The following is a 19,166-nucleotide window of genomic DNA, read 5'->3' as shown; positions in this document are numbered from 1 at the left end:
TGGCTACGGCGCCTCCAGCTCGGCCTCGATGATGGCCCGGCGCCGCCGGGCCAGCTCCTCGCCCAGCGCCCCGCCACAAAAGCCTTCCGTTACCAGCGCCTTCGCCTCTAACGCCGCGGCCTTGGCCCAGGCGCGTGCGAGCCGATTAGCCAGCTCAGGGGCGTCCAGTGCCATCAGCGCCAGCAGCGGCGAGACCCGCTCGCTGCGCCGCCAGGCATCGATGCCGCCGAACCAGGCCTCCACCGCATCGGCATCCGGCGCGGCCAGCTCGCGCAGCTGCCGCGTCAATGCCGCCTGCCGCCCCAGGTCACGGTAGGCCCGCGGCAGGCGCAGCCGTTCAGCCAACGCGTCACGGGCTGCATCGTCGAGATGCTCGACCAGCCGCGCCCAGCGCCAGCGTGGCCGCTCGGCGTCGGCAAGTTCGGGCGGCAGCCGCGCCATTCTCGCCAGCGCCCGGGACAGCGTCGCCGTATCACGGCTCAGCTCGGGCATCAGCACGTCTAGCGCTCCGCACGCCGCCAGGGTGTCGAAATAGACCGCCGGCTGCGGTTCCCCCAGCGCCTTTTCCGTCTCGGTCCAGACCCGCTCGGCTACCAGATGACCAATTTCGCCGCTCTGCACCAGCGCCTGCATCAGCCGCTGCGTCTCCCCGGCGATGACGAAGCCGAGCGAAGCGTAGCGGGCCAGGAAGCGCGCCGTGCGCAGCACGCGCAGCGGATCCTCGACGAAGGCCGGCGAAACATGTCGCAGCACCCGCGCCTCTAGGTCCGCCAGGCCGCCGTAGGGGTCGATCAGCTCACCCTCCGGCGTCTCGGCCATGGCATTGAGGGTGAGGTCGCGCCGGGCCAGGTCCTCCTCCAGCGTGACCTCGGGGCTGGCATGCACCTCGAAGCCGGTATAGCCGTGGCCCGACTTGCGCTCGGTACGCGCCAGGGCGTACTCCTCATGGGTATCGGGGTGCAGAAAAACCGGAAAGTCGCGCCCTACCGGGCGAAAGCCGCGCCGGCGCAGCTGCTCTGGGGTGGCACCCACCACGACCCAGTCGGTGTCGGCGACGGGCCAGCCCAGCCGGGCATCGCGCACCGCACCGCCGACGCGATAGACCGCCAGCCCCTGCAGGCGGCGGTCGCATGCGGCGTCATGCGGAGTCACGATCGATCCGCTGAGGGTGACGGTGCGCCCATTCGGTGAAGCCGCCGTCGAGACTGTAGACCGTGTCGAAGCCCTGGCCGGCCAGCCAGGCCGCCGCCTGCTGGCTGGAGTGGCCGTGGTAGCAGACCACCACCAGTGGCTGGTCGCGCGGGGCGGCCGCGAGCAGTGCCGCGACGCTATCGTTGTCGAGGTGGGCGCTGCCGGGAATATGGCCCGCACCGAAGCTCGCCGGGTCGCGAATATCGACCAGCGTCAGCGGTTTTTCGCGCTCGAGCCACGCCTGCAGCGTGGCGATATCGAGGTGGTGAAATGCCATGGGGCTCTCCTTTCTGGCTTTGCGCTCTTGTCGCCTTGGCTTGTCGCCTTTTCTTAACGCCCTGCTTGGCGCTCTTTTTTGCTCCGCCGTTCAGCGGTGCTGGCGGCTGGGAACCTGCAGCCGCTCGCCCGTGGTCAGGTTCAGCGCAGTCAGGCTGCCGCCCCACACGCAGCCGGTGTCTAGGGCTTCGGCCCGCACCCTGGCGCCCGGTGCCTGACCCTCCAGGGCCGCCCAGTGCCCGAACACCAGGCGGGCGTCGTCTTGGCGTGGATAGCAGAACCAGGGGGCGAAGCCTGCGGGGGCGCTGTCGAGCCCCTCCTTGGCGTGGAAGTCGAGGCAGCCTGCCGCGTCGATGAAGCGCATGCGCGTCAGCACGTTGACGATGGCGCGCAGCCGGTCGATGCCTTCCAGCTCGGCCTGCCAGCAGGCCGGCTGGTTGCCGTACATGCGCTCGAGGAAGGCGCCGCTGCGCTCGCCGCAAAGCGCCTGGGCCACTTCCCCGGCGAGCGCCTCGGCCTCGTCGAGCGACCACTGCGGCAGCAGCCCGGCGTGGGTCATCACGGTGGCATCCTGGCCGGCTTCGGCTGCGCGCACCAGCAGCGGCTGCGCCTGCAGCCAGTCAAGCAGCGCCTCGCGGTCGGGCGCCTCCAGGATGCCGCCAAGGGTATCCTTGCGATTGAGCCGCGCCCCGCCGCGGGCCACCGCCAGCAGATGCAGGTCATGGTTGCCGAGCACCGTCCGGGCGGCATCGCCCAGGCGCTGCACTTCGCGCAGGCAGTCGAGCGAGGCCGGGCCGCGATTGACCAGGTCGCCCGCGACCCAGAGGCGATCGCGGCGCGGCTCGAACTCGATGCGCTCGAGCAGCTCGACGAATTCCGCGTGGCAGCCCTGCAGGTCTCCAATGGCGTAGGTGGTCATGACTCTCCCTTTTCTCTGCTCTACGACGCGCGAATCCCTGGGCGGCGCTCAGTGAACCTGACTGGGGTTGGCCAGGCGAAACGGCGCAATGGTTACCTCGAAGGGGCGCTGGGTGGCCGTCTCGATGCAGGTGTAGGCACCCTCCATCACGCCTACCGGGCCGTCGAGGATGGCACGGCTGGTGTAGCGAAAGGTCTGGCCGGGGCCGATCAGCGGCTGTTGGCCCACCACGCCCTTGCCGCGCACTTCCTGCACCTTGCCACTGCCCTGGGTGATTTTCCAATGACGTGCCAGCAGCTGAACGCTGTGCGCCGAGCGGTTGTGGATCGTCACGGTGTAGCTGAACACGTAGCGCGACTCACCCGCCGAGGACTCCTCCTCGCGAAAGGTGGGCACCACATCGACGAAGATCTCCTCGGCGGGCGCCGTGCCGGTCGGCTGGGTCATGGCCTCACCTCCGCGTCGGCCAGATGGTTGGCGATGCGCACGTACTCGTCGATGCCAAGCGTCTGCGGTCGGCGCGCCGGGTCGATGCCCAGCCCCTCGAGCGCTTCCGCCTCGACCAGCCCCTTGAGGTTATTGCGCAAGGTCTTGCGCCGCTGGGCGAAGGCCTGGCGTACCAGCTGGAACAGCAGCGCCTCGTCCTTGGCGGGATGCGGCAGCGTGGCATGGGGAGTCAGTCTGACGATGGCCGAATCGACCTTGGGCCGCGGTACGAACGCCTCGGGCGGCACGAGAAACAGCGAGTCCACGCGGCAGCGATACTGCGCCATGACCGACAGGCGCCCCCAATCGGGTCCGCCCGGCTCGGCGGCCAGGCGTTCGACCACTTCCTTCTGCAGCATGAAGTGCATGTCGGCGATGGCATCGCCGGCATCGAGCAGATGCGCGATCAGCGGCGTGGAGATGTTGTAGGGCAGGTTACCCACCACGCGCAGCGCCGCACCCTCGCCGCGCAGCGCGCGAAAGTCGAACTTCAGCGCATCGCCTTCATGAACCACGAAGCCCGGCTGGTTGAAGAACTTCACACGCAGCCCCGGCACCAGGTCGCGGTCCAGCTCGATCACCTCGAGGTGGCCGTCGGCGGCCATGAGCAGCGGCTCGGTCAGCGCCCCCTGGCCGGGCCCGATCTCCACCAGGCGATCGCCCGGGCGCGGCTGGATGGCCCGCACGATGCGCGAGATGATGCCGGGGTCGCGCAGGAAATTCTGACCGAAGCGCTTGCGGGCGCGATGGACGGGCGGGCGCACAGCCATGAAAGTGTCCTTGTCGTGAGGTTCTTCAGGAGTTAATTGCACCGCGCCGCGCCATGTCGGCGGCCAGCGCCACGGCTACGCGCAGGCTGCCGGGATCGGCCACGCCTCGCCCGGCCAGGTCCAGCGCCGTGCCGTGATCGACCGAGGTACGCACCAGCGGCAAGCCCAGGGTGATGTTGGCGGCGCGGCCGAAGCCGGCGTACTTGAGCACCGGCAGGCCTTGGTCATGATACATCGCCAGCACGGCATCCGCCCCCGCCAGGTGGCGCGGTGTGAACAGGGTGTCGGCCGGCAGCGGCCCCTCCAGGTGCAGCCCCTCCCGGCGCAGCCGCTCGAGGCATGGCGCGATGACGTCGAGCTCCTCGCGGCCCAGATGCCCCCCTTCGCCGGCGTGGGGATTGAGCCCGCAGACGGCGATGTGCGGTGCCTCGATGCCGAACCAGCGCTGCAGGTCGTCGTGCAGGATCCGCAGGATGCGTGCCAGCCCCGGCCCGCTGATCGCCTCGGCGACCTCGCGCAGCGGCAGATGCGTGGTAGCCAGCGCCACCCGCAGCGCCTTGCCCTGCGCCCACTCCGGCTGCCGTGCATGCAGCGCGCTGTCGGTGGCCAGCATCATCACGACCTCGTCGACGCCACAGGCGTCGCGCAGGTACTCGGTGTGGCCGCGAAAGCCGGCGTGGCCGGCATCGAGAATCACGCCTTTGTGCAGCGGCGCGGTCACCATGCCGTCGGCCTGCCCGCTGCGGCATGCCGCGATGGCCACGTCGAGGGTCTCGAGCACGTAGGCCGCATTGCCCGTGGCGAGCCGCCCCGGCCGGCTCGGCTCGCGCAGCGCCACCGGCCACACCGGCAGCACGCCCGGCCGATGGGCCGGCACCGCCATGCCCGGCGCCAGCAGCGGCAGCGCGACCTCGAGACCCAGCAGGCCCGCGCGCTCGGCCAGCAGCTGCGGGTCGCCCACCGCTACCAGCGCCGCCGGCAGCGCCTCGGCGGCGGCCAGTTGAAGGGTCAGCTCCGGGCCGATGCCGGCCGGCTCGCCGGTGGTGACGGCCAGCACGGGAGACGGCGACGCGGGCTGCGGGCGAGCCATCAGCGCCCGCTGTTCAGGCGGTTGTCGACGAACGCCTCGGCGCGGACCTCCTGGATCCAGGCGTCCAGCGCTTCGTTGGCCTTGCGCTGGAACACCATCTGGCGTGCCTGCTCGCGGCTGACCGTGCCGCCCTGCTGCTCGATGAAGCGCTCGACCTCGCGCTCGCTGACATTGACGCGGCTGCCCACCTGGCGCTGGTGCAGCTCGTGCAGCAGCATTTCGCGGCGCACCTCTTCGCGCACCGCCGCCATGGTCAGGCCGTCGGCTTCCAGCGCGTCGGCAAACTGGTCCAGGGACATGCCGTTGCTTTCGGCGATGGCACGCATCTGGCGGTTAAGTTCGGTATCGTCGACGCGCAGGCCGGCGTTCTCGGCCAGCTGCAGTTGGACCTCCTCGAGGATGATCTGCTCGAGCACATGCTCGCGCAGCATGGCCTCGGGGGGCAGGCCCTGGCCCTGGGCGGCGATCTGGCTGCGGGCCTGGGCCAGCCGCTCTTCCAGCTGGCTGTGCATGATCGCCTGCTGGTTGACCACCGCCACGATGCGATCCAGCGACTGCCGCTGCACTGGCTGGAAGTCCTGGGCCTGGGCCGCCAGCGGCACGCCGCCCAGCCAGATCGCCGCGGCCAGGAGCGCCCCCAGGGCGGCATTTCGCGGTGTGCGCATGTCGTTCATTCCTCTCATGGTGATGCGTGTCATAGTGTCACGATGCTAGAAGGCCGTGGCCCGGTAGCCGGGTATGGCCCGTTCGAAGTAGTTGCCGGCGTCGCCGCCCACCCCGCCCAGCCCCTTGAGGACGAAGCGCAGGAACAGGCCGCGTTCGGTGGTGTCGTTGTCGATGCGCGCCGAATCGTTGTTCTCGACCCACTCGCGCCACACGAGCTGCACGCCGTAGCAGCAGTCGTTCCACTGCACCCCGCCGAGCTGCTCGAGGAAGCGGCGGTTGGTGTGGTCGTAGACCGCTCGCCCGATCAGGTCGACCCGGTGCGACGCCTTCCAGGCGAACGACAGGTCGTACTCCTCGCGGTTGTAGTTACGAAAGTCGTCATCGCCGGGCTGCACCGAGGGGTCGAAGCCTTGGAGCTCCCAACGGTAGCCGAGGTTCACTACGTGGCCGGCCGGGCTGCGATAGTGCAGGCTGAGCGACGTGCTCTCGGTGCGCTGCAGGTGGTCGTCGTAGAGCCACTCCCAGCGGCTGCGCCAGGCGTCGGTCATGCGCCAGTCGAGCCGCGCCACCAGCGGCGAGCGGTCGCGGGTGGCCGTGTAGTAGCGTATGAAGTTACCGCCCGCCTCCGGCGCACGCGGCAGCGTATCGGGGTCGCCGTTCATGTCGATGTAGCGGTCGTCGAAGTAGAACGCCTGCCCCACGCCGACGGCCAGCCGCTCGCGCCCGCGGGCATCCTCGATCAGGCGCGAATCGAGGCCCACCGACACCCGGTTGAGATCGCCCACCCGGTCGGCGCCGGAGAAGCGATACGGCGACCACAGCTGGTTCCACGAAAAGGCACGCTCGCTGGCGTCGAAGCTCGGGAACTCGCTCTGGTCGCGGGCCGGCACATAGGCGTAGTTGAGCCGCGGCTCCAGCGTCTGGCGATAGTCGCGCCCGCCCAGGTCCAGCTCGCGCTCGAAGACCAGCCCGCCATCGATGGAGGAGACCGGCACGGCCCGCTGGGGCGCGGTGTCGCGATCGGTGTCGCGCGCTCCGTAGTCGAGGTCGTAGGCGGTATAGAGCCACTCCACCCGCGGCTCGAGATGGCCCCAGCTCTCGTCAAAGCGCCAGCCGGTGGCCGGCGAAAGGTGCAGGCGGCTGCCTGTCGCCGCCTCGCGCAACGGTACGCGGTTGGGGTCCACGTCGCGCCAGAAGTAGGTCAGGTTGGAGCGCCACTCCTGGTAGGCCCCCGCCGGCAGCGCCCAGCGGGAACTCGCCGTCAGGCTCGGCAGGCGATAGAACGGCTTGTCGCTGTCGCGCAGCGGGTCGTCCAGGCGCTGGAAGCCTTGGGCCCGGGCATCGAGCCGCCACTGCTCGCCCTGGTAGCCGATCTGGGCCAGACGCTGCAGGTTGTCGGGGTCGTCGCCGAAGACACTGCCGAAATCATTGAAGTAGCGACCGTCGCTGGCGGCGCCGTAGCGCAGGTTGTAGCGCGTGCGCGCATCGAAATAGCCGCTGTGGTGATAGTCGAGGTACCAGCGCTCCTCGCCTTCGTAGCGCCGCGACGGCGAGCCCGGCTCATCCGTGCCGCCGCCGTCATTGGCCAGGTAGGCCCCCTCCAGCTGCCCGGCATCGGTGGGGAAGAGGTAGCGATACTCGCCGCCCAGCAGCAGGCCACGATCGCTGATCCAGCGCGGCGTCAGGGTGGCATCCTGGTTGGGCGCGATGTTCCAGTAAAACGGCGTGGACAGGTCGAAGCCGCCGCTGGAGACGCCGAACTCGGGCCACAGGAAACCGGTGTGGCGGCGGTCATCGATGGGAAAGCGCACCCAGGGCCAGTAGAAGACCGGCACCTGGCCCAGCTCGAGGCGTGCATGGCGCGCGGTGCCAAAGCCGCTCTCGCGATCCAGCACCAGGTCGCTGGTGGCCAGCCGCCACAGCTCGTTGCTCGGCTCGCAGGTGGTGAAATTGGCCGACGAGAGCCGGAAGCGGCCATCCTCGAGCCGCGAGAGCTGCAGCGCGCTGCCGCGCAGGAACTCGTCGTGCAGCACGTAGTGCGCCGAGGCAATGCGGGCCGCATCGCTGACCAGCGAGACCTCGGCCTCGTCGCCGCGCACCAGCAGGTTGATGTCGCGCAGCGCCAGGGGGCCTTCGGCATGGGCGGTTTCGCGGCTGGCCGGCACGCTCACCCGCGGGGATTCGAGCTGGCTGTCGCCACGCCGCAGCACCACCTCGCCGGCCAGGCTGACCTCGCCCTGCTCGCCGTGGTAGGCCGAATCGGATTCGGTCTGCACCACGTCCGGGGCATCGGCGGCGGGAAGCCGGTAGGCCGGCATCACGTAGGTGCCGCGGCACAGTGCGCCGGCCGGGCGATCCTCGCCCCAGGGGCGCCAGTCCAGCTCGGCGGCCGGCAGGGGCTCGAGCGCCGCCGCCTGCGACGTTCCCAGCGCCAATGCGGAAGCGATCAGCCCAACCCAAGTGCCACCTGCGTGTCGCTTGCCCATGTCCCTCGATGTCCTTGGCGAAGAGAATCGGTATTATACAGGCCGCATCCAGCCTGTCGTATGCTCCTTGAGCGGGTCAGCATGCGGCGGTGCCCAGCGGGCGTCAACCGCCACCGCCCGAGACTACCGAGGAACCCGCATGCCCCAGGCCGACACTTCGCCGCGACTCGATGCCCTGCGCCGCTGGGCCGCCGAGCGGCATGGACTTCCCCTCGCTGCACTCGACCTGCGCCTGGCCGCAGGCGACGCCAGCTTTCGCCGCTATTTCCGCCTGACCCTGCCAGGCGGCGCCACGCGCATGCTGATGGACGCCCCGCCGGACAAGGAGGACAGCCGCGCCTTCGTCGAGATCGCCCGGCGCTGGCACGCTGGGGGGCTGCCGGTGCCGGTACTGCACGCCGCCGATCTCGAGGCCGGCTTCCTGGAACTGGAGGACCTCGGCGACACGCCGCTGCAGGCGCGCCTGGCCGGCGAGGCCCACCCGGACACGCTGGCCTGGCACGAGCACGCCCTGGCGCTGATCCACGAACTGCAGAACCGCGCCAACCCGAGCGCCCTTCCCGCCTATGATGCCGAGCTGCTGGGCCGTGAACTCGACCTGTTCACCGACTGGTGCCTCGAGCGCTGGCTGGCGCTGCCGCCTCCGCCGAGCTGGCCCGCCCTGCGCACGGCGCTGGTGGAAGCCGCCCTGGCCCAGCCGGTGGTCACGGTGCACCGCGACTACGACGCCATGAACCTGATGGTCCGCGACGACCGGCTCTTCGTGATCGACTTCCAGGACGCCGTGGCCGGCCCCATCAGCTACGACCTGATCTCGCTGCTGCGCGGGCGCTACTGCCGCTTCCCGGCCGACCGCTTCGCCGCCTGGGTCGCCGCCTTCCGCCGCCGGGCGGTTGCCGAAGGCCGGCTGAGCGGCAGCCTGGACGAGGCCACCTTCCACCGCCAGGTACAGGCCATGGCCGCCCAGCGCGCGCTCAAGGTACTCGGCATCTTCTGCCGCCTGACCCTGCGCGACGCGCGCAGCGGCTACCTCGAGCGCCTGCCGCACTTCCTCGCCCACCTCCAGGACAGCCTCGCCGACCTGCCCGAGCACGCCGCCTTCCGGCAATGGCTCGTCGACCACTTCCAGCCCGCCATGGCGCGCCGGCTGGCCCTCGACGCCGCGGAGCCGGCGCCATGAAGGCAATGATCCTGGCGGCCGGGCTCGGCACGCGCATGCGCCCGCTGACCGACCATTGCCCCAAGCCGCTGCTGCCGGTCGCCGGCAAGCCGCTGATCGTCCACCACCTGGAGCGCCTGGCGGCGGCCGGCATCGAGGAGGTGGTGATCAACGTCAGCTACCGCGCCGAGCAGATCCTCCAGGCGCTGGGCGACGGCGCCGCCTTCGGCGTATCGATCGCCTGGAGCCGGGAAGCCGAGCCGCTGGAGACCGGCGGCGGCCTTCGCCAGGCGCTGCCGCTGCTGGGCCAGGCCCCGTTCCTGCTCGTCAACGGCGACGTCTGGTGCGACCTCGACCCGCGCGGGCTGCCGGCCCTTGGGCGCGATCTCGCGCATCTGGTGCTGGTGGACAACCCGGACCACCATCCCGACGGCGACTTCCACCTGACCGCGGCCGGCCGCGTGCAGGCGAACGGCGGGCCGCGGCTCACCTTCGCCGGCATCAGCCTGCTCGACCCGGCGCTGGTGGCCAGCCAGGCGCCGGGCGCCTTCCCCCTGGCCCCGCTGCTGCGCCAGGCCATGGCGGCGGGGCGGGTCGGCGGCACCCACCATCGCGGCGGCTGGGTCGACGTCGGCACGCCGCAGCGCCTGGCCGAGCTCGACCAGGCGCTGCGCAGCCGGGGCTGAGCGCCGCGCCGCGGGGTGCTATGCTGCGCCATCACCCGTTCACTACCTGCAAGGAAACGTACCCCATGAAAGCCAGCGTCAAGTGGACCGACGGCCGCCAGTTCGTGGCCGAGTCCGGCAGCGGCCACTGTGTGGTCATCGACGGCCCGCCGGACCACGGCGGCCGCAATACCGGCCCCCGCCCCATGGAGCTGCTGCTGATGGGCATGGGCGCGTGTGCCTCCTTCGACGTGCTGGAGATCCTCGAGAAATCGCGCGCCGAGGTGACCGACTGCAGCGCCCAGGTGGAGGCGGAGCGTGCCGATGCCGTCCCGGCGGTCTTCACCAAGATCCACGTGCACTTCACCGTCACCGGGCGCAGCCTCAAGGAGAGCCAGGTCAAGCGTGCCGTGGAGCTGTCGGCCGAAAAGTACTGCAGCGCCTCGATCATGCTGGCCAAGGGGGGCGTGGCGCTAAGCCACTCGTTCACCATCGAGGAAGCTTGAGGCTCCCCACGCGCTGAAACGCCAGGGCCCGCCAATGGCGGGCCCTGTGCGGCTGGGAACGCCCTTGCCGTCCTAGCAGCGATAGACGCTCTTGGTCATCACCTTGGACATCAGCGACATGCCGAACTTCACCGGGGCCGGGAAACGCACCCCGCCCGCCTCCAGGGCGAGCTGGGCATGGTGCGCCTCGTCGATGGCCATCTGGCGCAGCACCGCCCGGGAGCGATGGTCGCCGGGCGGCAGCCTGACCAGGTGATCCTCCAGGTGCCTGCCGACCTGCTCCTCGGTGGCGGCGACGAAGCCCAGGCTGATGCGGTCGCCGATGGCGCCCGCCACCGCCCCCATGCCGAAGGAAGCGGCATAGAACAGCGGGTTGAGCACGCTGGGGTGGCTGTCGAGTTCCCGCAGCCGCTCGTCGCACCAGGCCAGGTGATCGATCTCCTCCTGGGCGGACTGCTCCATCTGGGCACGCACTTCGGGCAGCCGCGCGGTGAAACCCTGGCCCTGATAGAGCGCCTGGGCGCACACCTCTCCGGTATGGTTGACGCGCATCAGCCCGGCGGCGTGGCGACGCTCCTCCACCGTCATCGGCTCGTCCTGGACATCGGCAGTGACCGGCGAAGGCCGCGACGAGCGGGCGGTGCCCGGGATCAGGGTACGCATCACGGTGTCGAACTGGTGGATCAGGTTGTCGGCGCGGGAATAGTGGCGGTTCATCTCACCCTCTTGACGATCTTGGCACGGCATCGGCAGGCATCGCTGCCTCTCCCTTGGGCGGCTGAGCCCGGCCGTGCCGTCGGAAGCAGGTGCACCTGATGCGTCGCACGCCGCGACGCGCGCGGAAGGATCCGCAGAGCGCCGGCTAGCCAGCCGGCCATGTGAAGCGTCGACCGCCCATCAGGTGCATATGGATATGATAGACCGTCTGCCCACCCTGGTCATTGCAGTTCATCACCACCCGGTAGCCGGCATCGGCAAAGCCCAGCTCACGGGCCAGCCTGGCGGCGGTGAACTGCAGTCGTCCGACCAGCGCCAGGTCGGTTTCCTCGATATCGTTGAGGGTCGCAATATGCCGCTTGGGGATGATCAGGATATGGGTCGGCGCCTGCGGGTTGATGTCGCGGAAGGCCAGGACATGTTCATCCTCGTAGACGATGTCGGCCGGGATCTGGCGCTGGATGATCTTGCAGAACAGGCAGTCTTGCATCGGCTTGTGCTCCTTGGGATCACATGGGTTGAGGGCGAGGCCGGCCCGGCGCCGGGCAAGCGCGGCGGGGCTTCGCCAACGTCATTGAGCTTAGACACGTTGACGCTTCGACACATTGATGCTTCGACGCATTACCGTTGAGACACTTTGGCACCGGCCTCAGCGAAAGCGCCGCTGAGCCAGCAGGTGACGCACCAGCGGCGCCAGGATCAGCTCGATGGCCAGCGACATGCGCGCCCCGGGCACCACCAGGGTGTGCGGGCGGCTCATGAAGGCATCCTGGATCATCGCCAGCAGCCAGGGGAAGTCCACCGTCGAGGGGTCGCGAAAGCGGATCACCACGAACGACTCGGCGTCATTGGGGATGTCCTGCACCTCGAAGGGGTTGGAGGTATCCACCGTGGGCACGCGCTGGAAATTGATATGGGTGCGCGAGAACTGCGGCTGGATGTAGCGCACATAGTCGTTCATGCGCCCCAGAATGGTGTCGATCACCGCCTCCTGGGAGTAGCCGCGCAGCTTGATGTCGCGGTCGATCTTCTGGATCCACTCGAGGTTCATGGTCGGCGCCACCCCGACGAGCAGATCCACGTGGCGGGCGATATCGTGCTCGGCCGTCACCAGCCCCCCGTGCAGCCCCTCGTAGAACAGCAGGTCGGTGCCGCAGGGCAGCGGCTGCCATTCGGTGAAGGTTCCGACCCGCTGGCCGGCCTCGATCATCTGCTTGTCTTCGGCGTGGATATAGTGCCGATAGGTGCCGGTTCCCTCCTCGCCGTACTCATGGAACAGCGCCTCGAGGCGGTCCAGCAGGTTGGCTTCCACGGCGAAGTGGGAGAGCTGGTCCTTGCGCTCCGGCTCCTCGCGGTAGATGCGCGCCAGTTCGTCGCGGGTATAGCGATGGAAGGCGTCGCCATCCACGAAGGCGGCATGCACGTCCTCGCGGGCGAACATGCGCTCGAAGGTGCGCCTGACGGTAGTGGTCCCGGCCCCCGAAGAGCCGGTGACCGCGATGATCGGGTATTCGCGCGACATCAGGCGCGCTCCGCCCCGGCGATGGCTTGGCGCACGCCCTCGGGAATGGCCACGCTGCGCCCTTGAGCGGGGTCGACCAGCATCACGTTCAGGCGCGCCGTGGCCACCGGCCGGCCGCCTTCGGCATGAAGGATCCGCTGGTAGACGGTCATCGCCTTGCCCGCCGGCTCGGGAATGGCCGTCTCGATCACCAGCGCATCCGGCCAACGTGCCTCGGACTGATACTGCACCGCGAGATCGGCCACCACGCTGGGGAAGCCGCCCATGTCCCACTCGGTCAGGCCCAGGGCACCGAACGCCTGGATGCGCGCCTCGTGCAGCAGCGATACCAGGGTGTCATGGCCCAGGTGCCGGCCGTAGTTCATGTCAGTGATACGCACCGTCAGCGGATGACGGTGCAGGATGGCGGTTTCCGGGAAATCCAGCTTGATGCGTTCCATTCTCGCTCCCTGATGCTCGTAGTGGCCGGGTCCTGTCAGTCGCGCCGCGTTTCCCGTTCGATGGCCCGATAGGCGATATCGCGGCGGAACTGCGCCCCGTTCCAGTGAATCTCGGCGACGCCGGCATAGGCCAGGTCGCGCGCACGGGAGACCCCTTCGCCTAGCGCCGTCACGCACAGCACCCGCCCACCGCTGGTCACTACCTGACCCTGATCGTTCTCCGCGGTGCCGGCATGGAACACCAGGCAACCGGTGGCGGCCGCTGCCTCGAGGCCGGTGATCGCGTCGCCCTTGGGATAGCTCCCGGGATAGCCGGCGGCGGCCATCACCACGCCGATCGCGGCGCGCGGGTCCCAGTCGCAGGTATGCCCGGCCAGCTCGCCACGAGCCCCGGCCAGGCACAGCTCGGCCAGGTCGGAACGCAGCCGCAGCATGATCGGCTGGGTTTCCGGGTCGCCGAAACGGCAGTTGTATTCGATCACCTTGGGGTTGCCTTCAGCGTCGATCATCAGCCCGGCATAGAGGAAGCCGGTGTAGGGATGCCCCTCCGCCGCCATGCCGTGCACCGTAGGCATGATGACCTGCTGCATGATCCGTTCATGCACGCTGTCGGTCACCACCGGGGCCGGCGAGTAGGCGCCCATGCCGCCGGTGTTGGGCCCCTGGTCACCGTCGAGGGCGCGCTTGTGGTCCTGGCTGGTGGCCATGGGCAGCACCGTGGTGCCGTCGACCATGACGATGAAGCTCGCCTCCTCGCCTTCGAGGAACTCCTCGATCACCACCCGGGCGCCGGCATCGCCGAAGGCGTTGGCCTCGAGCATGTCGCGCACCGCGGCCTCGGCCTCGGCCAGGGTCATGGCCACGATCACGCCCTTGCCCGCCGCCAGGCCGTCGGCCTTGATCACGATGGGTGCGCCCTGCTCGGCCAGGTAGGCCAGCGCCGGCTCGACCTCGGTGAAGGTGCGGTAGGCCGCGGTGGGAATGGCGTGGCGCGCCAGGAAGTCCTTGGTGAAGGACTTGGATCCCTCGAGCTGGGCGGCGCCCTGGGTGGGGCCGAAAATGGCCAGCCCCGCCTCGCGGAAACGGTCCACCACCCCCTCGACCAGTGGCGCCTCTGGGCCGACGATGGTCAGCGCGATACGTTCGTCACGAGCAAACGCCACCAACCGTTCGAGCTCGCTCACCTCAATGGCCACGTTGGTCAAGCCTGGCTCGCGCGCCGTGCCGGCATTGCCGGGAGCCACGAAGACACCCTCGACCCGGGGGGACTGGCTGACCTTCCAGGCCAGGGCGTGTTCGCGGCCACCGCCGCCGATGATCAGAACCTTCATCCGCTGCTCTACCTATACCGATACTGTCGGGCTGTGAAGTCGGCGCGGCGTACCGAGCCTGTCAAACGTCCAGGCGCCTTGCGCACGGCCAGGCGGCCGGCCACGGCATCCGTCCGGGGGAAACATCGCGGCATTATGGCAGAAAGCCGCTGCCGACGCCGCTATCGGTCAGTAGGGTCATCCCGCTGCTTGTCGTCGCCTGGCGTGCCGGGATCCTTCTTGTCCGCCTGCCCCTGGCCGATCGCCTGCTGCCAGAACTTCATGTTCTCCTCGGCCATTTCCCGCATCAGCTCCATGGGCGAGTGACGCATGGCCTGCTGCCACTGGTCCTGCATGCGTTTCTGCTGCTCGAGCATCAGGCGCGTGCCCTGCTCCAGATAGCGCGCCAGCGGTAGCGGCTGGGCCATGTCGTAGACGCGAATAAACTGGGCCAGCAGGTCGTTGGAGAAAACCTCGGCCTCGCCGTCCGCCTGCTCCTGTTCGATGATGATCGACAGCAGGATGGTGCGGGTCAGGTCTTCACCGCTCTTGGCGTCCTCGACCCGAAACGGCTCCTCGTCGAGGATCAGGCGGCGCAGATCCTCGAGCGTCACATAGCGGCTCTGTTGGGTATCATAGAGCCTACGATTGGCATACTTGCGAATTACGCGCACAGTGGCACTCCTTGTCGGTAGGCAGGCTTGCCCTAAGCGTATTGTGCACCGCGCCACCGCCCTTGCAAAACCAACTGACTCAACGAGATGCGATGAACCTGATTCTGCTGGCCGCCGAGGATGTTCCCCAGCCGCACCTGGCCTGCGTGCGCGACCCGCGCCGCCTGCAGCACCTGCGCGAGGTTCACCGCGCCCGCCCCGGCGACTGCTTCACCCTTGGCGTGGAAGGGGGCGGCGTCGGGCGCGGTACGCTGACGCTGCTGAGCGACGACGAGGCACACTTCTCCCTGGAAGGCCTGGACCAGCCCCCGCCGCCGCCCCTGCCGGTGCACCTAGTGCTGGCGCTGCCCAGGCCGCGCATGCTGGCCCGCAGCCTGGAACACGTCACGGCGCTGGGGGTGAAGCAGATCACCCTGCTGCACACTCGCCGAGTGGAGAAAAGCTACTGGCAGTCGCCGGAACTCGAGGCCGAGAAGATTCGCCAGCACCTCGTGCTGGGGCTGGAGCAGGCACGTGACACGATCCTGCCCGAAGTCGAGCTGGCCAAGGGCTTTCGTCCCTTCATCGAGGACAAGCTGCCGGGACTGCTGGCCGGACGCCGTGGCCTGCTCGCTCACCCCGGCATGCCGCAGGCGTGCCCCCGCGGCATCGACGAACCCACCCTGCTGCTGGTGGGACCGGAAGGGGGGTTCATCCCCCACGAGGTGGCGCGACTGCTCGAAGCCGGCTGCGAGGGCATCCACCTTGGCCCCCGCATCCTGCGCGTAGAGACGGCGGTCACCGCCCTGCTTGCCCGGCTGTTCTGAACGAGCCGTGCCTAGGCCTCGTCGTCCTCGAACTCCTCTTCGTCCTCGAGCTCTTCGTCGCTCTCATCCTCGTAGCGCATCACGTCGGAGTCGGCATCGCAGCCCGGGGCCTGCAAGAAGGTGCGGGTCACATCGAGCAGCCCCAGGTGCCCGATGGTGCGACGCCCCAGCAGTATGGGATAGATCATCTCCTCGCGGTCACGCAGGCTGAACTGCTCCTCGTAGACGGTACCGCCCATGCAGATCTTCATCAGCACCACGGGACGCTCGTCGCGCCCGCCGGCGCCGCGCACGCGAATGTCGCGATAGAGCGGCAGCTCCAGCTGCTCCTCGAACGCCTCACCGCTCGCTTCATCGGTCAGCTCCAGGCGGAAGCGTACCCACTCCTCGTCGTCCCGTTCGAAGGTCTCGATGTCACGCGCATCCAGCGACGAGGTGAGCGCCCCACTGTCGAGCTTGGTCTTGACCTCGACGCCCCAGGGTTCCAGGGTGCCTTTCTCGACCCAGCCGAACACCGGCCGTTCGTCCGCCGCCAGTGAACCGGCCCAGCCGGCCAGCAGCAGGCTACCGGCCACGATCAGTCCACGCCCGGAAAATGCACGCATTGATGCGAAACGATGCTTCATACCACCACACTCCCTGTTGTGTTGCTGGTCTTGGCCCCGCCGGATGGCGGAGCGCCAGCCAGTAAGGCTCGCCGTTCGCCTGGCGGCGCTCGGCGCTGCAGAAAGGTCGTCGTCTACACTGGAAGGGTGAAACGTACCACAAGGAGGCAATACCATGCGGATGCAACGCCTGACTAAGACGGCCTTCGCCGTCTCCGCCGGCCTGGTCATGGGCAGCCTGGCGCTCGCTGCCCACGCCCAATACGATCCCCAGGGCCTCTATTCGGCACGCGCCATCTTCAATGCCGACGTGCACTTCGAATCGGCCCCCGACAGCCCGCCCAGCAGCGTCTTCGATATGCTGATGGGCGACGACAAGCGGGTCCACGCGCTGGTCGTCGATACCCACGATGAGGTGGGCCAGAACGGCGACCGCCTGGTGCTCACCAATGCGCACTTCCGCCTCGTCAATCACGAGGAAGAGGGCGAGACCGCCCATGACATCATCGTGCACATCGATGCCGATGCGCTGGACGAGATGCCGCGCTACGACGCCCAGTGGTGGGATATGGCCCGCGAGCGCACGCGCGAAGTGTGGCACAGCGCCGGTGAAGGCGCCGAGAGCGCCTGGCACCAGACCCAGCGCGGCGCACACCGCGTCGGCGATGCCGCCGACGAGGCCTGGCAGCGCACCCAGGAGGGCGCTGATCGAGCCGGCCGTACCATCAGCGAAACCTTCGACCGCTGGTCGACCAACTGATTCCGATACTGTCGGCCCCGGCAATCACGCCGGGGCCGAGTGCAGCTAGCGCTGCAGCCGCTGCAGCAGGCTGACCGTGGCGAAGCCATCCGGCGTGACGCCGATGGACTGCTGGTACCGGCGCAGCCCGCTGCGTGTATTGGGCCCCATGATGCCGTCGGGGGTGCCCACATCGAAGCCCCGCGCATTCAGGGCCTGCTGCAGCTCGCGAACCTGGCTGCGGCTCAGCGGCTGCTCATCACGCGGCCAGTCGGACTGGATGCCGCCACGCCCGGCGATGCGATCCGCCAGGGTGCCCACGGCCAAGGCATAGCTGGTGGCGTTGTTGTAGCGCAGGATGGCGCGGAAATTGGGCCCGACCAGGAAGGCCGGCCCCTGCGCACCCGCGGGCGCGATGACCGAGGCCTGGTCGAAGGCCGGCAGCGCGGCACCGCTGAGGCTGCGCACGCCCTGGTCGGCCCACTCGCGGCTCGAGCGCCGGGTGCTCAGCTCGGTCTGGGCGTAGTCGAACTGCGCCGGCAAACGCACCTCCACGCCCCAGGGTTCGCCGGGCTGCCAGCCGGCCCGCGCCAGGTAGTTGGCGGTGGAGGCCATGACATCGGGGATGCTGCCCCAAATGTCGCGCCGCCCGTCGCCGTCACCATCCACGGCGTAGGACTCGAAGCTCGAGGGAATGAACTGCGTATGCCCCATGGCCCCGGCCCAGGAGCCGACCATGCGCTCGGGGGCGATATCCCCGGCATCGATAATCCGCAGCGCAGCCATCAGCTCGCCGCGGGCGAAATCCCGCCTGCGGCCGTCGAACGCCAGGGTAGCGAGAGCCTCCAGGGTAGAGAAGTCGCCGAAGTTGCCCCCGTAATTGCTCTCGATTCCCCAGATCGCCACGATCACCTCGGCAGGCACGCCGTATTGCTGGGCCATGCGCTGCGCGGTGGCGCGGTGCTCATCGAGCTTGGCGCGCCCCTGGCTGACCCGGGCGGCGGACACGGCAGAGTCGAGGTATTGCCAGATCGGGCGGACGAACTCGGGCTGCGAGCGATCGAGCTCAATCACGCGCGGGCGATAGCGAACACCGGTCAGGGCACGCTCCAAGGTCGCCTCGCTGACGCCCTCGGCCCGGGCATCGCGCCGAAATGACGCCAGCCATGCCTGGAAATCGGCCGGTGCCGCCGGCTCGGCCTGTGGCGCTGCCGACGCCGCCTGCCCTTGGGTAGCCGTCGCGGAGGGCTCAGACCCGCTGGCCACAGCCTCCTGGACCGGGGGACTCTGGCAGCCGGCCAGCAGCACGAGCAGCAGTGAGGCGGGTAATGTCTGGCGAATCATGGTGATGACGTTCCTAAGCCGATTTGGCACCGATAATGGCTCAGAAGCGCAAACCAGGCCAGTATCCAAGCCCCACGGAACGTGGCTTTTATGTAACGCCCGCCTCAGCGCGGATCGTCGTCGCGGGACTGGTGAATCGCATTGGCTTCGGTCTCGAGACCGCTCTTCAGCTCATGGGTCAGCGGGTCGTAATTGGGACGTAGCTCATCCTTGACGGTGCCGGCCCACAGTTTCGAGCCGACAAAGTAGCCCGCCCGGCCGATCACGTGGGCCGCCACCGGCGCCGTCATCAGCACGAATACGATGATGGCGAAGGCCCGTGCCATGACCGCCACCTCGGCGAAGTGCAGCGCCACCGCCAGCATGATCAGGATCACCCCCAGCGCTGCCGCCTTGGTGGTGGCGTGCATGCGCGTCAGCAGATCCGGCAGGCGCAGGATGCCGAGCGCGGCCAGCAGCATGAAGATAGCCCCGGTCAGCACCAGAAAGCCCTTGATCACCTCAATCATCGCGCGGACCTCCTCGCTCCAGGAAACGGGCAAAGCCGATGGCGGCGAGAAAGCCCATCAGCGCAATCACGATGGCGGCATCCAGAAAACTGGAGACATCCACCTTGATCGCATAGACCCCGACCAGGCCCACCACGATGCTGGCAAACAGCTCCAGCGCCACCACGCGGTCGGGCAGGCTAGGGCCCCGCACCACGCGCACGAATGCCAGCACCAGGGCCAGGCTCATCAGCACCTGGCTGATCAGGATCACAGTCTCCATATCACTCTCTCGTCATCGGCAGGC

The 19,166-nt window shown here is 68.9% G+C and carries 23 protein-coding genes; 5 read left to right on the top strand and 18 right to left on the bottom strand.

The annotated features are described in order from the left end of the window. Positions 1–3: 3 nt before the first annotated feature. The 8 genes from ACT7B3_RS03730 to ACT7B3_RS03695 form a co-directional block, all read right to left on the bottom strand. Positions 4–1,152 carry a polynucleotide adenylyltransferase gene (locus ACT7B3_RS03730; RefSeq protein ID WP_445156887.1) on the bottom strand — a complete coding sequence of 383 codons (1,149 nt, stop codon included), beginning with the start codon at positions 1,150–1,152 and terminating at the stop codon, positions 4–6. Then, entirely contained in the window at positions 1,139–1,468 is a 330-nt protein-coding gene (glpE, locus tag ACT7B3_RS03725; protein ID WP_444678323.1) for a thiosulfate sulfurtransferase GlpE, read from the bottom strand. Before glpE ends, ACT7B3_RS03730 begins: the two co-directional genes overlap by 14 nt. A 90-nt stretch (positions 1,469–1,558) precedes the next feature. Next, on the bottom strand, positions 1,559–2,386 hold the full coding sequence (locus ACT7B3_RS03720) for a symmetrical bis(5'-nucleosyl)-tetraphosphatase (RefSeq protein WP_444678324.1): 828 nt from the start codon (positions 2,384–2,386) through the stop codon (positions 1,559–1,561). Positions 2,387–2,434: 48 nt separating this feature from the next. Beyond that, complete coding sequence (apaG, locus tag ACT7B3_RS03715) at positions 2,435–2,833, bottom strand: Co2+/Mg2+ efflux protein ApaG (RefSeq protein WP_445156886.1); 399 nt, start codon at positions 2,831–2,833, stop codon at positions 2,435–2,437. Beyond that, the gene (gene rsmA, locus ACT7B3_RS03710) at positions 2,830–3,642 is read right to left on the bottom strand and encodes a 16S rRNA (adenine(1518)-N(6)/adenine(1519)-N(6))-dimethyltransferase RsmA (protein WP_445156885.1); all 813 of its coding nucleotides are present in this window, start codon (positions 3,640–3,642) and stop codon (positions 2,830–2,832) included. Before rsmA ends, apaG begins: the two co-directional genes overlap by 4 nt. Positions 3,643–3,667: 25 nt before the next feature. Next, positions 3,668–4,732 (bottom strand): 4-hydroxythreonine-4-phosphate dehydrogenase PdxA, encoded by a 1,065-nt coding sequence (pdxA, locus tag ACT7B3_RS03705; protein ID WP_445156884.1) that lies wholly within the window; start codon positions 4,730–4,732, stop codon positions 3,668–3,670. Continuing rightward, positions 4,732–5,397 carry a SurA N-terminal domain-containing protein gene (locus ACT7B3_RS03700; protein ID WP_445156883.1) on the bottom strand — a complete coding sequence of 222 codons (666 nt, stop codon included), beginning with the start codon at positions 5,395–5,397 and terminating at the stop codon, positions 4,732–4,734. The genes pdxA and ACT7B3_RS03700 overlap by 1 nt, the downstream gene beginning before the upstream one ends. Before the next feature lie 45 nt (positions 5,398–5,442). Then, positions 5,443–7,884 carry an LPS-assembly protein LptD gene (locus tag ACT7B3_RS03695; protein ID WP_445156882.1) on the bottom strand — a complete coding sequence of 814 codons (2,442 nt, stop codon included), beginning with the start codon at positions 7,882–7,884 and terminating at the stop codon, positions 5,443–5,445. A 139-nt stretch (positions 7,885–8,023) separates the two neighbouring features. Here ACT7B3_RS03695 and ACT7B3_RS03690 point away from each other — a divergent pair, with 139 nt between their 5' ends. From ACT7B3_RS03690 to ACT7B3_RS03680, 3 genes are all read left to right on the top strand, one after another. Then, positions 8,024–9,064 (top strand): aminoglycoside phosphotransferase family protein, encoded by a 1,041-nt coding sequence (locus ACT7B3_RS03690; RefSeq protein WP_445156881.1) that lies wholly within the window; start codon positions 8,024–8,026, stop codon positions 9,062–9,064. Beyond that, positions 9,061–9,729: an N-acetylmuramate alpha-1-phosphate uridylyltransferase MurU gene (gene murU / locus ACT7B3_RS03685; protein ID WP_445156880.1), complete on the top strand. Its 669-nt coding sequence runs from the start codon at positions 9,061–9,063 to the stop codon at positions 9,727–9,729. The genes ACT7B3_RS03690 and murU overlap by 4 nt, the downstream gene beginning before the upstream one ends. A gap of 65 nt (positions 9,730–9,794) precedes the next feature. Beyond that, positions 9,795–10,214, top strand: coding sequence for an OsmC family protein (locus ACT7B3_RS03680; RefSeq protein ID WP_445156879.1), 420 nt, complete (start codon positions 9,795–9,797; stop codon positions 10,212–10,214). A gap of 72 nt (positions 10,215–10,286) precedes the next feature. On the opposite strand, the gene coq7 is transcribed toward ACT7B3_RS03680, so the two are convergent. From coq7 to phaR, 6 genes are all read right to left on the bottom strand, one after another. Next, a complete protein-coding gene (gene coq7, locus ACT7B3_RS03675) occupies positions 10,287–10,931 on the bottom strand; it encodes a 2-polyprenyl-3-methyl-6-methoxy-1,4-benzoquinone monooxygenase (RefSeq protein WP_445156878.1) in 645 nt (214 codons plus the stop codon). 145 nt (positions 10,932–11,076) lie between these two features. After that, the gene (locus ACT7B3_RS03670) at positions 11,077–11,421 is read right to left on the bottom strand and encodes a histidine triad nucleotide-binding protein (protein WP_444678329.1); all 345 of its coding nucleotides are present in this window, start codon (positions 11,419–11,421) and stop codon (positions 11,077–11,079) included. 159 nt (positions 11,422–11,580) lie between these two features. Then, a complete protein-coding gene (locus ACT7B3_RS03665; RefSeq protein ID WP_445156877.1) occupies positions 11,581–12,453 on the bottom strand; it encodes a phosphoribulokinase in 873 nt (290 codons plus the stop codon). Next, positions 12,453–12,893 (bottom strand): acyl-CoA thioesterase, encoded by a 441-nt coding sequence (locus ACT7B3_RS03660; protein ID WP_444678330.1) that lies wholly within the window; start codon positions 12,891–12,893, stop codon positions 12,453–12,455. Before ACT7B3_RS03660 ends, ACT7B3_RS03665 begins: the two co-directional genes overlap by 1 nt. Positions 12,894–12,928: 35 nt before the next feature. Then, the gene (gene purD, locus ACT7B3_RS03655; RefSeq protein WP_445156876.1) at positions 12,929–14,224 is read right to left on the bottom strand and encodes a phosphoribosylamine--glycine ligase; all 1,296 of its coding nucleotides are present in this window, start codon (positions 14,222–14,224) and stop codon (positions 12,929–12,931) included. Between the two features lie 161 nt (positions 14,225–14,385). Beyond that, positions 14,386–14,877, bottom strand: coding sequence for a polyhydroxyalkanoate synthesis repressor PhaR (gene phaR, locus ACT7B3_RS03650; RefSeq protein WP_444678331.1), 492 nt, complete (start codon positions 14,875–14,877; stop codon positions 14,386–14,388). Positions 14,878–14,969: 92 nt separating this feature from the next. Here phaR and ACT7B3_RS03645 point away from each other — a divergent pair, with 92 nt between their 5' ends. Beyond that, entirely contained in the window at positions 14,970–15,683 is a 714-nt protein-coding gene (locus ACT7B3_RS03645; protein ID WP_445156875.1) for a 16S rRNA (uracil(1498)-N(3))-methyltransferase, read from the top strand. An 11-nt stretch (positions 15,684–15,694) separates the two neighbouring features. Here the strand turns inward: ACT7B3_RS03645 and rloA3 are convergent, their stop codons facing one another. Next, the gene (gene rloA3, locus ACT7B3_RS03640; RefSeq protein ID WP_444678332.1) at positions 15,695–16,309 is read right to left on the bottom strand and encodes a retropepsin-like aspartic peptidase RloA3; all 615 of its coding nucleotides are present in this window, start codon (positions 16,307–16,309) and stop codon (positions 15,695–15,697) included. 154 nt (positions 16,310–16,463) lie between these two features. Here rloA3 and ACT7B3_RS03635 point away from each other — a divergent pair, with 154 nt between their 5' ends. Then, complete coding sequence (locus ACT7B3_RS03635) at positions 16,464–17,048, top strand: hypothetical protein (protein WP_445156874.1); 585 nt, start codon at positions 16,464–16,466, stop codon at positions 17,046–17,048. 45 nt (positions 17,049–17,093) lie between these two features. Here ACT7B3_RS03635 and ACT7B3_RS03630 read toward each other — a convergent pair whose 3' ends face one another. From ACT7B3_RS03630 to ACT7B3_RS03620, 3 genes are all read right to left on the bottom strand, one after another. Further along, the gene (locus tag ACT7B3_RS03630; RefSeq protein ID WP_445156873.1) at positions 17,094–18,371 is read right to left on the bottom strand and encodes a lytic murein transglycosylase; all 1,278 of its coding nucleotides are present in this window, start codon (positions 18,369–18,371) and stop codon (positions 17,094–17,096) included. A 104-nt stretch (positions 18,372–18,475) separates the two neighbouring features. After that, complete coding sequence (gene mnhG, locus ACT7B3_RS03625; RefSeq protein WP_444678335.1) at positions 18,476–18,880, bottom strand: monovalent cation/H(+) antiporter subunit G; 405 nt, start codon at positions 18,878–18,880, stop codon at positions 18,476–18,478. Beyond that, entirely contained in the window at positions 18,873–19,142 is a 270-nt protein-coding gene (locus ACT7B3_RS03620; RefSeq protein ID WP_444678336.1) for a monovalent cation/H+ antiporter complex subunit F, read from the bottom strand. Before ACT7B3_RS03620 ends, mnhG begins: the two co-directional genes overlap by 8 nt. Positions 19,143–19,166 lie beyond the last annotated feature (24 nt).

Source organism: Halomonas sp. E14, from assembly GCF_052568415.1.
This window is presented reverse-complemented; position numbering and strand designations above follow the sequence as displayed.

Coding starts and splice junctions, on each gene's coding strand:
- apaG (WP_445156886.1), bottom strand. CDS start 2,833: ATGACCCAGCCGACCGGCACGGCGCCCGCCGAGGAGATCTTCGTCGAT.
- murU (WP_445156880.1), top strand. CDS start 9,061: ATGAAGGCAATGATCCTGGCGGCCGGGCTCGGCACGCGCATGCGCCCG.
- rloA3 (WP_444678332.1), bottom strand. CDS start 16,309: ATGAAGCATCGTTTCGCATCAATGCGTGCATTTTCCGGGCGTGGACTG.
- ACT7B3_RS03700 (WP_445156883.1), bottom strand. CDS start 5,397: ATGCGCACACCGCGAAATGCCGCCCTGGGGGCGCTCCTGGCCGCGGCG.
- coq7 (WP_445156878.1), bottom strand. CDS start 10,931: ATGAACCGCCACTATTCCCGCGCCGACAACCTGATCCACCAGTTCGAC.
- ACT7B3_RS03690 (WP_445156881.1), top strand. CDS start 8,024: ATGCCCCAGGCCGACACTTCGCCGCGACTCGATGCCCTGCGCCGCTGG.
- pdxA (WP_445156884.1), bottom strand. CDS start 4,732: ATGGCTCGCCCGCAGCCCGCGTCGCCGTCTCCCGTGCTGGCCGTCACC.
- mnhG (WP_444678335.1), bottom strand. CDS start 18,880: ATGATTGAGGTGATCAAGGGCTTTCTGGTGCTGACCGGGGCTATCTTC.
- ACT7B3_RS03660 (WP_444678330.1), bottom strand. CDS start 12,893: ATGGAACGCATCAAGCTGGATTTCCCGGAAACCGCCATCCTGCACCGT.
- ACT7B3_RS03670 (WP_444678329.1), bottom strand. CDS start 11,421: ATGCAAGACTGCCTGTTCTGCAAGATCATCCAGCGCCAGATCCCGGCC.
- ACT7B3_RS03630 (WP_445156873.1), bottom strand. CDS start 18,371: ATGATTCGCCAGACATTACCCGCCTCACTGCTGCTCGTGCTGCTGGCC.
- ACT7B3_RS03620 (WP_444678336.1), bottom strand. CDS start 19,142: ATGGAGACTGTGATCCTGATCAGCCAGGTGCTGATGAGCCTGGCCCTG.
- ACT7B3_RS03645 (WP_445156875.1), top strand. CDS start 14,970: ATGAACCTGATTCTGCTGGCCGCCGAGGATGTTCCCCAGCCGCACCTG.
- ACT7B3_RS03680 (WP_445156879.1), top strand. CDS start 9,795: ATGAAAGCCAGCGTCAAGTGGACCGACGGCCGCCAGTTCGTGGCCGAG.
- ACT7B3_RS03695 (WP_445156882.1), bottom strand. CDS start 7,884: ATGGGCAAGCGACACGCAGGTGGCACTTGGGTTGGGCTGATCGCTTCC.
- glpE (WP_444678323.1), bottom strand. CDS start 1,468: ATGGCATTTCACCACCTCGATATCGCCACGCTGCAGGCGTGGCTCGAG.
- rsmA (WP_445156885.1), bottom strand. CDS start 3,642: ATGGCTGTGCGCCCGCCCGTCCATCGCGCCCGCAAGCGCTTCGGTCAG.
- ACT7B3_RS03635 (WP_445156874.1), top strand. CDS start 16,464: ATGCGGATGCAACGCCTGACTAAGACGGCCTTCGCCGTCTCCGCCGGC.
- ACT7B3_RS03720 (WP_444678324.1), bottom strand. CDS start 2,386: ATGACCACCTACGCCATTGGAGACCTGCAGGGCTGCCACGCGGAATTC.
- purD (WP_445156876.1), bottom strand. CDS start 14,224: ATGAAGGTTCTGATCATCGGCGGCGGTGGCCGCGAACACGCCCTGGCC.
- ACT7B3_RS03665 (WP_445156877.1), bottom strand. CDS start 12,453: ATGTCGCGCGAATACCCGATCATCGCGGTCACCGGCTCTTCGGGGGCC.